The organism is Streptomyces kebangsaanensis, assembly GCF_001906585.1.
Classification (GTDB): Bacteria; Actinomycetota; Actinomycetes; order Streptomycetales; family Streptomycetaceae; genus Streptomyces; species Streptomyces kebangsaanensis.
The window spans coordinates 27,404-41,749 of sequence record NZ_JUJA01000163.1 but is presented as its reverse complement, the minus strand read 5'-3'; the positions used below and the strand labels follow the sequence as shown (position 1 = coordinate 41,749).

General features: G+C 69.6%; 9 protein-coding genes. All 9 read left to right on the top strand.

The window, feature by feature from the left end:
* Window positions 1-71: 71 nt before the first annotated feature.
* The 9 genes from RH94_RS31865 (at window position 72) to RH94_RS31825 (ending at window position 14,327) form a co-directional block, all read left to right on the top strand.
* Window positions 72-1,760 (top strand): glycoside hydrolase family 13 protein, encoded by a 1,689-nt coding sequence (locus RH94_RS31865; protein WP_073951819.1) that lies wholly within the window; start codon window positions 72-74, stop codon window positions 1,758-1,760.
* Between the two features lie 206 nt (window positions 1,761-1,966).
* The gene (locus tag RH94_RS31860) at window positions 1,967-3,343 is read left to right on the top strand and encodes an alpha-amylase (RefSeq protein WP_073951818.1); all 1,377 of its coding nucleotides are present in this window, start codon (window positions 1,967-1,969) and stop codon (window positions 3,341-3,343) included.
* A 191-nt stretch (window positions 3,344-3,534) separates the two neighbouring features.
* The gene (pulA, locus tag RH94_RS31855) at window positions 3,535-8,946 is read left to right on the top strand and encodes a pullulanase-type alpha-1,6-glucosidase (protein ID WP_073951817.1); all 5,412 of its coding nucleotides are present in this window, start codon (window positions 3,535-3,537) and stop codon (window positions 8,944-8,946) included.
* A 38-nt stretch (window positions 8,947-8,984) separates the two neighbouring features.
* Window positions 8,985-9,341 carry a 5-carboxymethyl-2-hydroxymuconate Delta-isomerase gene (locus RH94_RS31850; RefSeq protein ID WP_073951816.1) on the top strand — a complete coding sequence of 119 codons (357 nt, stop codon included), beginning with the start codon at window positions 8,985-8,987 and terminating at the stop codon, window positions 9,339-9,341.
* Between the two features lie 433 nt (window positions 9,342-9,774).
* On the top strand, window positions 9,775-10,554 hold the full coding sequence (locus RH94_RS31845) for an ABC transporter ATP-binding protein (RefSeq protein ID WP_234426172.1): 780 nt from the start codon (window positions 9,775-9,777) through the stop codon (window positions 10,552-10,554).
* 1 nt (window position 10,555) lies between these two features.
* Window positions 10,556-11,395 carry an ABC transporter permease gene (locus RH94_RS31840; protein WP_073951814.1) on the top strand — a complete coding sequence of 280 codons (840 nt, stop codon included), beginning with the start codon at window positions 10,556-10,558 and terminating at the stop codon, window positions 11,393-11,395.
* A 62-nt stretch (window positions 11,396-11,457) separates the two neighbouring features.
* Window positions 11,458-12,519: an ABC transporter substrate-binding protein gene (locus RH94_RS31835; protein WP_073951813.1), complete on the top strand. Its 1,062-nt coding sequence runs from the start codon at window positions 11,458-11,460 to the stop codon at window positions 12,517-12,519.
* A gap of 51 nt (window positions 12,520-12,570) precedes the next feature.
* The gene (locus tag RH94_RS31830; RefSeq protein ID WP_234426171.1) at window positions 12,571-13,710 is read left to right on the top strand and encodes an FAD-dependent oxidoreductase; all 1,140 of its coding nucleotides are present in this window, start codon (window positions 12,571-12,573) and stop codon (window positions 13,708-13,710) included.
* Between the two features lie 17 nt (window positions 13,711-13,727).
* On the top strand, window positions 13,728-14,327 hold the full coding sequence (locus tag RH94_RS31825) for an amino acid synthesis family protein (protein ID WP_073951812.1): 600 nt from the start codon (window positions 13,728-13,730) through the stop codon (window positions 14,325-14,327).
* Window positions 14,328-14,346: the final 19 nt, after the last annotated feature.

The window sequence follows — 14,346 nt, the reverse complement described above, 5'->3', positions numbered from 1 at the left end:
GGCCGCCTCGTCACCCGGACGCCGCCGCCACCCGCACCCCGACCCCCTACTCCTTACGCACCAAGGACGCCATGAGCCAGCAGCACTTCCCGGTCCGTTCCCCCCTCTCCGAAGCGGCCGTGGCCACCGTCGCCCCGCGCCGCGACTGGTGGCGGGACGCGGTGATCTACCAGGTGTATCCACGCAGCTTCGCCGACAGCGACGGCGACGGCATGGGCGACCTGGAAGGCATCCGCTCCCGCCTGCCGTACCTGCGCGACCTCGGCGTGGACGCCGTGTGGCTCAGCCCCTTCTACGCCTCCCCGCAGGCCGACGCCGGCTACGACGTCGCCGACTACCGCGCCGTCGACCCCATGTTCGGCAACCTCCTGGACGCCGACGCGCTGATCCGCGACGCCCACGAGCTGGGTCTGCGGATCATCGTCGACATCGTGCCCAACCACTCCTCCGACCAGCACGAGTGGTTCAAGCGTGCCGTCGCCGAGGGCCCCGGTTCGCCCCTGCGCGACCGCTACCACTTCCGCCCCGGCAAGGGGAAGGACGGCGCACTGCCGCCCAACGACTGGGAGTCCATCTTCGGCGGCCCCGCCTGGACCCGGGTCACCGAGCCGGACGGCACCCCCGGCGAGTGGTACCTGCACCTGTTCGCGCCCGAGCAGCCCGACTTCAACTGGGACCACCCGGCCGTCGGCGACGAGTTCCGCTCCATCCTGCGGTTCTGGCTCGACATGGGCGTCGACGGCTTCCGCATCGACGTGGCCCACGGCCTGGTCAAGGCCGACGGCCTGCCCGACCTCGGCACCCACGACCAGCTGAAGCTGCTGGGCAACGATGTCATGCCGTTCTTCGACCAGGACGGCGTGCACGCGATCTACCGGCAGTGGCGGCACATCCTCGACGAGTACTCCGGTGAGCGCATCTTCGTCGCGGAAGCCTGGACGCCGACCGTCGAGCGCACCGCGAACTACGTGCGCCCCGACGAGCTGCACCAGGCGTTCAACTTCCAGTACCTCACCACCGACTGGGACGCCGGTGAACTGCGCGAGGTCATCGACCGCACCCTCGAGGCCATGGGCCCGGTCGGCGCCCCGGCCACCTGGGTGCTGTCCAACCACGACGTCACCCGGCACGCCACCCGCTTCGCCAACCCGCCCGGCCTCGGCACCCAGATCCGCACCGCCGGCGACCGCGAGCTGGGCCTGCGCCGGGCCCGCGCGGCCACGCTGCTGATGCTGGCGCTGCCCGGTTCGGCGTACGTCTACCAGGGCGAGGAGCTCGGCCTGCCGGACGTCGTGGACCTGCCGGACGAGGTGCGCCAGGACCCGGCGTACTTCCGCGGCGAGGGCCAGGACGGCTTCCGCGACGGCTGCCGGGTGCCGATCCCGTGGACCCGCGAGGGCTCCTCCCACGGCTTCGGCGACGGCGGCAGCTGGCTCCCGCAGCCGGCGAACTGGGGCGAGCTGAGCGTCGAGGCCCAGCAGGGCGTGCCCGGCTCCACCCTGGAGCTCTACCGCGCCGCCCTCGCCGCCCGCCGCGCCCACCCCGACCTGGGCGCGGGCGACGGCGTGGAGTGGCTGCGCGCCCCCGAGGGCGTCCTCGCCCTCCGGCGCGGCGAGTTCGTCTGCGTGGCGAACACGACCGGCGAGTCGGTGACCACCCCGGCGTACGGCCGCGTGCTGCTCACGAGCGGCGAGGTGACGGAGGCGGACGGCGAGGTGAAGGTCCCGGGCGACACGACGGTGTGGTGGACCGCCGACTGAGACACGGGATCCGAGACACAGGGTCTGAGACATAGGCCTTGAGACACAGGCCTTGAGACACAGGCCTTGAGACACAGGGTCCGGGGCCACACTTTCACACCAACTCCACACGGCCCGCTGTCCGTTGAGGCAGCGGGCCTTTATTCTGCGGTCAACCACTTGCTGAACTTTTCAGCAAGAGCCTTCAACGAAGAAGGAACCCCCACATGGCCATCCGCAGATCCCTTTCATGTGCCGCGGCCCTCGCCGCGGCGGCCTCGGTCGCCCTCGCCTCCCCGGCCGCGGCCTCCCCGCCCGGCACCAAGGACGTCACCGCGGTCCTCTTCGAGTGGAACTTCGCCTCCGTCGCCAAGGAGTGCACCAGCACCCTGGGCCCCGCCGGTTACGGCTACGTCCAGGTCTCCCCGCCCGCCGAGCACATCCAGGGCTCGCAGTGGTGGACGTCGTACCAGCCGGTCAGCTACAAGATCGCCGGCCGGCTCGGTGACCGCGCCGCGTTCCAGAACATGGTCAACACCTGCCACGCGGCGGGCGTGAAGGTCGTCGTCGACACGGTGATCAACCACATGTCGGCGGGCAGCGGCACCGGCACCGGCGGCTCGTCGTACTCGAAGTACAACTACCCGGGCCTGTACTCGGTGTACGACTTCGACGACTGCATGTCCGAGGTCAACAACTACCAGGACCGCTGGAACGTCCAGCACTGCGAACTGGTGGGCCTCGCCGACCTCGACACCGGTGAGGAGTACGTCCGCAAGGCCATCGCCGGCTACATGAACGACCTGCTCTCCCTCGGCGTCGACGGCTTCCGCGTCGACGCGGCCAAGCACATCGACGCGGGCGACCTCGCCAACATCAAGTCGCGCCTGACGAACAGGAACGCGTACTGGAAGCAGGAGGTCATATACGGCGCGGGCGAGGCGGTCCAGCCCGGCGAGTACACGGGCAACGGCGACGTCCAGGAGTTCCGCTACGCCTACGACCTCAAGCGGGTCTTCAACAACGAGAAGCTCGCGTACCTGAAGAACTACGGCGAGGGCTGGGGCTACCTGAACAGCTCGGTGGCCGGCGTCTTCGTCGACAACCACGACACCGAGCGCAACGGCTCCACCCTCAACTACAAGAACGGCGCCAACTACACGCTGGCCCACGTCTTCATGCTGGCCTGGCCGTACGGCGCCCCCGACGTCAACTCCGCCTACGAGTGGTCCAACATCGATGCCGGTCCTCCCAACGGCGGCAAGGTCAACGCCTGTTGGCAGGACGGCTGGAAGTGCCAGCACGCCTGGCCGGAGATCAGGTCCATGGTCGCCTTCCGCAACGCCACCCGCGGCCAGGCGGTCACCAACTGGTGGGACAACGGCAACAACGCCATCGCCTTCGGCCGGGGCGACAAGGGCTTCGTGGCCGTCAACCACGAGTCGGGCAGCCTGACCCGCACCTACCAGACCTCCCTCCCCGCGGGCACCTACTGCAACGTCCAGAACAACACGCCGGTGACGGTCAACAGCGCCGGCCAGTTCACCGCCACTCTGGGCTCCAACACCGCGTTGGCGCTCTACGCGGGCAAGTCGAGCTGCTGAACGGCGGTACGCCCGCCGCGCGGTGCGCCGACCGACCGGACGCACGGTCGTGAAAACTCTTGCTAGAGGTTTCAAAAGTCTTGCTGTAAACCTTGCGCAGGCGATACGGTCGCGCCCACGCCTGGCGGCGGAGCCGCTGCCGGGGCGAGGGGTCACAGTCAAGTGAGCCGTACCGCCAAGGAGTTCATCCCGTGATACCGAGATGGCCGGCGCCCTCGCGGCGCCGCACCCCCTCAGGCAGACGCGTCGCCGCCGTCACCGCGGCCGCGCTCGCCGCAGCGCTCGTCCCACCGCTCACGGCGCGGGCGGCCACACCGCCCGCGCCGCCCTCGGACGCGAAACTCGCCGCCGAGCCGACCCGGCACGACGCCACCCGCGAGCAGTTCTACTTCGTCCTGCCGGACCGTTTCGCCAACGGAGACGCCTCCAACGACAGGGGCGGACTGACCGGCTCCCGGCTCGCCACCGGCCACGACCCCACCGACAAGGGCTTCTACCAGGGCGGCGACCTCAAGGGCCTGACCGGCCGGCTCGACTACATCAAGGGCCTGGGCACCACCGCCATCTGGCTCGCGCCGATCTTCAAGAACCAGCCCGTGCAGGGCACCGGCAAGGACGCCTCCGCCGGCTACCACGGCTACTGGATCACCGACTTCACCCAGGTCGACCCGCACTTCGGCACCAACAAGGACCTCAAGGACCTCATCTCCAAGGCGCACGCCAAGGGCATGAAGGTCTACTTCGACGTCATCACCAACCACACCGCCGACGTCATCGACTACGAGGGCGGCTCCCACGCGTACCTGTCCAAGGGCGCCTTCCCCTACCTGACCGAGGACGGCCGCCCCTTCGACGACGCCGACCACGCGAGCGGCACGAAGAAGTTCCCCGCCGTCGGCAAGGACTCCTTCCCGTACACCCCGGCCGTCCCCGCCGCCAAGAAGAACCTCAAGGTCCCGTCGTGGCTCAACGACCCGACGATGTACCACAACCGCGGCGACTCCACCTACGCCGGAGAGAACTCCACCTACGGCGACTTCTCCGGCCTCGACGACCTGTGGACCGAGCGCCCCGAGGTCGTCAGCGGCATGGAGAAGATCTACCAGCGCTGGGTGAAGGACTTCGGTGTCGACGGCTTCCGCGTCGACACCGTCAAGCACGTCAACATGGAGTTCTGGACCCAGTGGGCCACGGCGCTGGACGAGTACGCCGCCCGGCACGGCCGTAAGGACTTCTTCATGTTCGGCGAGGTCTACTCCGCCGACACCTCCGTGAACGCCCCCTACGTCACCCAGGGCCGCCTGGACGCCACCCTGGACTTCCCCTTCCAGGACGCGGCCCGCGCCTACGCCTCCCAGGGCGGCAGCGCCAGGAAGCTGGCGGGCGTCTTCGGCGACGACCACAAGTACACGACCGACAAGGCCAACGCCTACGGGCAGGTCACCTTCCTCGGCAACCACGACATGGGCCGCATCGGGTCCTTCCTCAAGCAGGACAACCCCGAGGCCACCGACGCCGAGATCCTGCGCAAGGACAAGCTCGCCAACGAGCTGATGTTCCTCAGCCGCGGCAACCCCGTCGTCTACTACGGCGACGAGCAGGGCTTCACCGGCTCCGGCGGCGACAAGGACGCCCGCCAGACCATGTTCGCCTCCCAGGTCGCCGACTACCTCGACGACGAGCAGATCGGCACCGGCCGCACCCACGCCCGCGACGCCTACGACACCACCGCGCCCCTGTACCGGCAGATCGCCGGCCTGGCCGAGCTCCGCAAGGACAACCCGGCCCTCACGGACGGCGTCCAGACCGAGCGGTACGCGGCCGACGGGCCGGGCGTCTACGCCTTCACCCGCACGGACGCGAAGACCGGCGCCGAGTACGTCGTCGCCTTCAACAACGCCGACGACGCGAGGACGGCGACCTTCGCCACCGGTTCGGCGAAGATGGCGTACCGCGGCATCCACGGCACCAGGGCGACCGTGACCTCCGGCGCCGACCGCAAGGTCACCGTCACCGTCCCGGCCGGCTCCGCCGTCGTCCTCAAGGCGGCCGGCACCCTCGACAAGCCCGCCACCAAGCCGACCGTCACCCTGACGGCCCCCGCCGCCGGAGCCACCGGCACCGTCGACCTCGGCGCCGACGTCACCGGCGGGCAGCTCAACCGGGTGGTCTTCGCCGCCCAGGTCGGCAACGGCCCCTGGAAGGTGCTCGGCACCGCCGACCACGCCCCCTACAAGGTCACCCAGACCCTGGAGAAGACCGTTCCGGCCGGCACCCCCCTGCGCTACAAGGCGGTCGTCGTCGACTCGGCCGGCCGCACGGCGAGCGCCACCGCGGCCTCCAGCACCGGCACCCCGCCGGCCCCCGAGGTCCCCACCGCCGCCTCCCGCGACTACGCGATCGTGCACTACAAGCGCACCGACGGCGACTACGCGGACTGGGGCCTGTACGCCTGGGGCGACCTCGCCGACGGCGAGGCGACCACCTGGCCGGACAGCCACCCCTTCACCGGCCGCGACGCCTACGGCGCCTTCGCCTACGTCAAGCTGAAGCCGGGCGCCTCCGACGTCGGCTTCCTGGTGATCGACAAGCACGGCAACAAGGACGTCTCCGCCGACCGGTCCATCGACCTCACCAGGACCGGCGAGGTCTGGGTCGAGCAGGGCGAGGAGGCCGTACGGACCACGCGGCCCGCCGACCTCCCCGCGCAGGACACGTCCAAGGCGGTCCTCCACTACCACCGCGCCGACGGGAAGTACGACGGCTGGGGCCTGCACGTCTGGACGGGCGCCGCGAACCCCACCGACTGGTCGAAACCCCTCCAGCCGGTCAAGACTGACTCCTATGGCGCGGTCTTCGAGGTACCGCTCACCGACGGTGCCACCAGCCTCAGCTACATCGTCCACAAGGGCGACGAGAAGGACCTCGCCGCCGACCGGTCCCTGGACCTCAGGGCCGACGGCTACGAGGTGTGGCTCTTGAACGGCCAGGACAAGCACCTGCTGCCGCAGCCCGCGGGCGGCGCGGCCGCCCTGGACCTGTCCACCTCCAGGGCGATCTGGATCGACCGGAACACGGTCGCCTGGAGCGGCTCCGACGGCGCCGCCTCCACCCAGCTGGTCTACTCCCACGACGGGTCCATCACCGTCGAGGACGGCGCTTTGACCGGTGACGACGAGCGCTGGCTGCGGCTGGACAGGACCACGCTGACCGACGCGCAGAAGGCGAAGTTCCCGCACCTGAAGGACTACACCGCCTACTCCGTCGACCCGCGCGACCGAGCCCGGGTCCGCGAGGCGCTGCGCGGCCAGGTCGTCGCCTCCCAGCGGGCCGCGAACGGTGCCGTGCTCGCGGCGACCGGCGTCCAGCTCGCCGGCGTACTCGACGACGTCCACGGCACCGCCGCCACCAGGGCGCAGCTCGGCCCGGTCTTCCACGGCGGGCGGCCCACCTTGAGCGTGTGGGCGCCGACCGCGCAGAGCGTGGCCCTGGAGCTGGACGGCAAGACGGTCGCCATGCGCCGCGACGACACCACCGGCGTCTGGTCGGTCACCGGCCCGGCGTCGTGGAAGAACAAGCCGTACCGCTACGTCGTGAAGGTGTGGGCGCCCTCCGTCCGCAAGGTCGTCACCAACAAGGTCACCGACCCGTACTCGCTCGCCCTCACCGCGAACTCCGAGCGCAGCCTCGTCGTCGACCTGGGCGACAGGGCGCTCGCCCCGAGCGGCTGGTCGTCCCTGGCCAAGCCCAGGGCCGTACCGCTCAGGGACGCCCAGATCCAGGAGCTGCACATCCGCGACTTCTCCCTCGCGGACCGGACGGTCCCGGCGAAGGACAAGGGCACCTACCTCGCCTTCACCGACAGGAACAGCGACGGGTCGAAGCACCTGCGGGAGCTGGCCCGGGCGGGCACGTCCCACGTCCACCTGCTGCCGGCCTTCGACATCGCCACCATCCCGGAGCGGAAGGCCGACCAGGCCACCCCGGACTGCGACCTGGCCTCCTACCCGGCCGACTCCGAGCGGCAGCAGGCGTGCGTGGCGAAGACCGCCGCGAAGGACGCCTACAACTGGGGCTACGACCCGTACCACTACACGGTCCCCGAGGGCTCGTACGCCACCGACCCGGACGGCACGGCCCGCACCGTGCAGTTCCGGCAGATGGTGCAGGCACTGAACCGGGACGGCCTCGGGGTCGTCATGGACGTGGTCTACAACCACACGGCCGCCAGCGGCCAGGCGGACACCTCCGTCCTGGACAGGATCGTGCCCGGCTACTACCAGCGCCTCCTCGCCGACGGCTCGGTGGCCAACAGCACCTGCTGCGCCAACACCGCGCCCGAGAACGCCATGATGGGCAAGCTGGTCGTCGACTCGATCGTCACCTGGGCCAGGGAGTACAAGGTCGACGGCTTCCGCTTCGACCTCATGGGCCACCACCCCAGGGCCAACATCCTGGAGGTCAGGAAGGCCCTCGACGCGCTCACCCCGAAGAAGGACGGGGTGGACGGCAAGAACATCATCCTGTACGGGGAGGGCTGGAACTTCGGCGAGGTCGCCGACGACGCCCGGTTCGTGCAGGCCACCCAGAAGAACATGGCCGGCACCGGCATCGCGACCTTCTCCGACCGGGCGCGGGACGCGGTGCGCGGCGGCGGCCCCTTCGACGACGACCCCGGCGTCCAGGGCTTCGCCTCCGGCCTCTACACCGAGCCCAACTCCTCGGCCGCGAACGGCACCGAGGCCGAGCAGAAGGCCCGTCTGCTGCACTACCAGGACCTGATCAAGGTCGGGCTGAGCGGCAACCTGGCCGCGTACCGGTTCACGGACACCGACGGCAGGCGGGTCACGGGCGCGGAGGTCGACTACAACGGCTCGCCCGCCGGCTACGCGGACGCCCCCGGCGACGCCCTCGCCTACGCCGACGCGCACGACAACGAGTCGCTGTTCGACGCCCTGGCCTACAAGCTGCCGAAGGACACCCCGGCGGCCGACCGGGCCCGGATGCAGGTCCTGGCCATGGCGACGGCCGCGCTCTCGCAGGGCCCGGCGCTCTCCCAGGCCGGCACCGACCTGCTGCGCTCGAAGTCCCTGGACCGCAACTCCTACGACAGCGGCGACTGGTTCAACGCCATCCACTGGGACTGCGCCGACGGCAACGGCTTCGGACGGGGGCTGCCCATGGCGGCCGACAACGAGTCCAAGTGGCCGTACGCCAAGCCGCTGCTGACCACCGTCAAGGTGGGCTGCCCGCAGATCCAGGGGGCCTCGGCGGCGTACCGGGACCTGCTGAGGATCCGTACGACGGAGAAGGCGTTCTCCCTCGCCACGGCCGCGCAGGTGCAGGAGCGGCTGTCCTTCCCGCTGTCCGGGAAGGACGAGACGCCCGGCGTGATCACCATGACCCTCGGTGACCTGGTGGTGGTGTTCAACGCGACGCCCGAGCGGCAGCAGCAGCGTGTCGCCGCGCTCGCCGGGGCGCACTACCGGCTGCACCCGGTGCAGGCGGCGGGCGCGGACCCGGTGGTGAAGACCTCCTCCTACACGGCGGCGACGGGCACGTTCACCGTCCCGGCCCGTACGGTCGCGGTCTTCGGAAAGTAGGCTGAGGCGGCTCAGGCCGCCGTGGAACAGGAGTGCCCATGCCGCAGATCACCGTCGACTACTCCGAGCAGCTGGCGGACGCCTTCGACCGGCCCGCCTTCGCGCGGGAGCTGCACGCCCGGACGGTCGAGATCGCGGCCGCGAAACCCCCGGCGTGCAAGACGCAGTTCCGCCGGACCGAGGACACCGTCGTCGGTCCGGACGCCGGGGGCCACGCGATCGTGCACATCACCATCGGCCTGCTGGCCGGCCGCACCGACGAGACCAAGGCACGCCTGACGGAGACGGTCCTCCAGGTGCTGCGGCAGCACGTCAGGCCGGTGGAGGGCCTGACCCTGCACGCCTCGGCCGAGGTGCGCGACCTGGACGCGTCCTACCGGAAGTACGACGCCTAGGAGTCCAGTCGTAGCGGGGGAGCTGCGGGTGCGGGGCGGGTCAGGAGACCCGCCCCGCACCTTTTTCGTATGTCAGGGCATCTGCTGCACGAGCAGCCCGTCGTCGTGATCGACGTCGTCGCCGTGCCCAAGTACCAGCAGGTCCACGGCTCGTGGACCGATCACCTCGTCGAAGAGGCGCCGTCGGGTGCCTGCCCGCCGTCTGCCGGNNCCCCGCCTCTTCGCGCACGCCGCACCTCCCAGCCGTGGCGGCGGCCTCTTCCGTTCGGCACCCGTCTTTCCGCGGAAGAAACATCCTGTCCAAGGTCTTGACTCCCCGGGGCGCTGCTCGTACGGTCATCGCACCATCACGTGATAGAGCGTTATCACGGCTTGATAAGACGCCGCTCGACCGTTCCCCGGCTGCTCCCGGTGCGCGGGTAGGAGTTAGTGCATGGAAAACATGAGGATTTCTGCGCAACATATCGGGATGCGTTTCGGACGCCGCGGATCGGAACAGACGGTTCTGGAGAGTCTCGACATCGACATCGAGCCCGGAAGTTTTGTGACCCTGCTCGGTCCTTCCGGGTGCGGAAAAAGCACTCTGCTCAAGATCCTGGGCGGAATTCTCGCCCCCACCACGGGCGAGGTGCTCATCGGCGGACAGCCCGCGGCAGCCGCCGTTCGCCGCAGGCAGATCGGCCTGGTGCCGCAGCGCCCCGCGCTGCTGCCCTGGAAGTCGGCCCTGCAGAACGCGAGCATGCTGCGCCAGATCGCGACCGGGGAGCGGTTCGCCGACGCCGTTCCGGCCGCGGAACGCGCACTTGAACTGGTGGGCCTCGCCGAAGCGGGCGACAAACTGCCGCATGAACTGTCCGGCGGAATGGCCCAGCGCGTGTCCATCGCCCGGGCCCTCGCCATGGACCCGGCCATCCTGCTGATGGACGAGCCCTTCGGGGCACTGGACGCCATCACCCGCGACCAGATGAACGAGAACCTGGCCGAGATCTGGGCGGCCACCGGCAAGACGATCCTCTTCGTCACCCACTCGATCTCGGAAGCCGTCTTCCTGTCCGACACCGTGCACGTGATGGGCGTCAAGCCCGGACGCATCGTGGAGACGCTGGAGATCGGCCTGGGCAGGCCGCGCACCCGCCAGGTCTTCGACGACCCCCTGTTCAGTGAGTACGCCGCTCGGTCACGCGAGCTTCTCGAACCGAAAGTTACGGTCTGACATGGCGACCGCACAGCAGATGCGCACGAAAACGGAGTCCGCGCCCAAGCGTCCGGGCGGCGAAGAGTTCCGCGCGTGGCTCTCCCGGACCTGGCCGAGCGTCCTGGTACTGATCGGCGCCGGCGTCGTCTGGGAACTGGCCGTGGAGATATTCAACGTCTCCAGTTTCGTGCTCGCCAAGCCCAGCGAGTTCATCGCAGCCACCGTCGAACAGCGCGAATTGCTGCTGACGGCCGCGTGGGTGACGACCGAGGAAATCCTCTACGGATTTCTGCTGAGTGTGGTCGTCGGCGTCGTACTCGCCGTCGCCATTGTCCGGTTCGAGTGGCTGGAGCGCGCGGTCTACCCGCTGGTCGTCCTTTTCCAGGTCGTGCCCAAGGTCGCTCTGGCGCCCATCTTCATTCTCTGGTTCGGCTACGGGCTCGCGCCCAAGCTTCTGCTGATCGTGGTGATAGCGTTCTTCCCGATCACGCTCAATATGATCGTGGGACTGAAGGCGGTCGACCAGGACCTGCTGCTGCTCATGAAGTCGGTGGGATCCAGCCGCAACCAGATCATGACCAGGATCCAGTTCCCCACCTCACTGCCCTACCTCTTCGCCGGCATGCGCATCGCCATCACCCTGGCCGTCATCGGCGCCGTGGTGGCGGAGTTCGCCGGAGCCAGGGACGGACTGGGCTACCTCATCCAGTTCGCCTCCACCCAGCTCGACACCCCGCTGATGTTCGCCGCGCTCACGCTCGTGTCCCTGCTCGGGCTCGTCCTGTACTACGGGATGTCCCTCCTGGAGTTCCTCCTGCGCAGGCGGTTCCCCCACATCAAGTCCGCCGAGAGCGCCTGACCGCCCGAGCCCTCTTCGCCTCCGCCCTCGAACAGCAAGGAACGCCCATGCCTTCGTCAAGCATGCCTTCGTCAAGAAAGAAGAGAGCCGCCGCGGTCACCGCCGCCGCGGCGATGCTGGCCCTCGCCGCCTGCGGCGGAGAACCGGCGGACGACGGCAAGTCCGCCTCGTCCGGCAAGCTCGACACCGTCACCGTCCAGCTCGACTACCAGCTCCGTGGCAACCACGGGATCTTCCACATCGCCAAGGAGATGGGCTACTTCGAGGACGAGGGCATCAAGGTCGAGGACATCGCCACCGGCACCGGCTCGCCGGACGCCCTGCGCATCGTCGGCACGGGGAAGGCCGACTTCGGCTTCGGCGACCTGCCCTCGCTGGTGACCGCGCGCTCCCAGAACGTCCCGGTCAAGGCCCTGGCCGCCGTCAACCAGGTCTCGCCGCTGGGCATGTGCTCGGTGAAGAAGCGGACCGAGCTCGGCACGATCGACGACCTCAAGGGCAAGACGGTGGGTGTGCACCCCGCCGGTTCGACCTTCATCTTCTACCAGGCACTGCTCGCCGCGAACGACATGAAGCGCGGTGACGTGGAAGAGGTCACGGTGACTCCGCCGTACGAGAACTACCTGGTCTCCGGCAAGGTCGACGCCGTCGTCTGCTACATCGACGCCGAGGTCCCGCTGCTGGAGGACGCCGCGGGCGGGCAGGGATCGCTCAGCATCCTTCTCGGCTCGGACGCCGGCTACAACGCCTACGGCTCCGGCCTCTTCACCAGCGACAAAATGATCAAGGAGAAGCCGGACGTCGTCCAGCGCTTCACCAACGCCTACCTCAAGGCCTTCGACTACGTCCTGAAGAACCCGGACAAGACGGCCGACCTGCTCGCCAAGGCCTCCCCGGAACTCGCCAAGAAGGCACCGGTGTTCAAGCGCCAGCTGCAGGCGGATGTCGATCACACCTTCACCAGCGACATCACCGACAAGCAGGGGCTGGGCGCGATGGACGAGGCCCGGTGGAAGGCGACCATCGACATCCTCGCCGACCAGGGAGTGCTCAAGGGCGAGGTGCCCGGGACCAAGGACGTGTACGACCCGGCCTTCACCGAGAAGCACCACGCCGGCAAGTGACGGCGTATCGGTCGCAGCCGGGGAACGTCGGGAGATAGCGAGAGCGAGAGAATGAGCAGCACGGTTGACCGCAACGGGCGCCACGCCGAGATCTCGGGGGCGGGTTTCGCCGGCCTGACCGCCGCCGCCGCGCTGGCACAGCGCGGCTGGACGGTACGGGTCCACGAGAAGGGCAAGGAGCTTCGGGAGCAGGGCGCCGGCATCGTCCTGTGGCACAACAGCCTGCAGGTGCTGAAGGCCATCGGCGCCTGGGACCGGGCCATGAGCGATTCGATGACCCCGCCGTTCTACGAGACGCGGGTGCAGGGCAGGACCGTCTCCCAGGAGGACTTCGGCGGTCTCCCCTGGCGCACGATGACGCGCCCCCACCTGCACAAGGCTCTGCTGGAGACGGCACTCGAGGCGGGGGTGGAGATCCGCACCGACTCGGAGGTCGTCTCGGCGGACCCGCGCGGCGAGGTCGCCCTGGCCTCGGGCGAGACGCTGAAGGCGGATCTGGTCGTCGGCGCCGACGGGGTGAAGTCCGCGGTGCGCGACTCGATCGGGTTCGAGCAGGAGCGGTGGAAGTCACGGGACGGGATCACCCGGTTCCTGGTGCCGCGGTGCAAGGACGAACTCGGGCCCGGTGAGTGGGACAACGTCATCGACTTCTGGAACCTGGAGCCCCGCTACCTGAGGGTGCTCTACGTCCCCTGCAACGAGCGCGAGCTGTACATCGCGCTGGGCGCGCCGCGGGACGACGAGCAGGGCAGCCGCACACCGATCGACCTCGACCTGTGGACCTCGGTCTTCCCCGAGCTGGCCCCGGTCCTGAAGGCCGCCGCGGTGGCCGACGACCCCAAGTACTACGGCTACGAGACCACCGTGGTGAGCGAGTGGAGCCGGGGCCGGGCGGCCCTGGTGGGCGACGCGGCGCACGCGATGTGCCCGGCCCTGGCCCAGGGCGCCGGCACCGCGATGACCAACGCCTACACCCTCGCCGTCGCGGCCACCGAGGCGGCCGACGCCGGCCTCGAGGACGCGCTCACCCGGTGGTGGCACACCGAGAGGCCGATCACCGACCGCGTACAGAAACGTTCCGCCGACTATGCGGCGAACCGTGGGATGTCCCAGGGCAACCAGTTCGACGAAGTGAACCTGGAGACCGCCCAGTACGACCCCACGGACACCGACCGCCACGCCACGGCATGAGAAACAGGAGTGAAGCGATGAGCGCCGAGGACGTTGTCCGCAGCGCCTACCAGGTCCGCCGCTGGGTGGGCCTGGTCGAGGAGACCTACCACGAAGGAGGTGCGGTCGGAAGCGAACCGCTGGTCAAGGCGGTTGCCGGCGTGGTGATCAAAAACCCGTTCGCCGGCCGCTACGAGGCCGACCTGTCCCCGCTGATCGACCCGAGCCCGGCACTGGGCACCGCACTGGGCAAGCGGGCGGCCGCCCTGCTCGGCGGGCGCGAGATCCAGAGCTACGGCAAGGGCGGGATCGCCGGCCTGGCCGGTGAGCAGGAACACGTCGTGGCCTGCGTCACCAGCGTCTTCGGCGACGCCCTCCGCGAGGCCGTGGGCGGCGGCGCCGCCTGGATCTCCTCGACCACCAAGACCGCCTCGGCCGGGGCGGGCATCGACATCCCGCTCGCCTTCAAGGACGAGGTCTACGTCCGCTCGCACTACGACGCGATCCACGTGGCCGTTCCCGACGTGCCGCGCCCCGACGAGCTGTTCATCTGCGTGGCGGTCGCCAGCGGCGGCCGGCTCCACCACCGCGTCGGCGGGATGAGCGCCGAAGAGGCACGCGCGGCGGCCAGGGCCTGAGAGCCCGCGGCACGCCCCT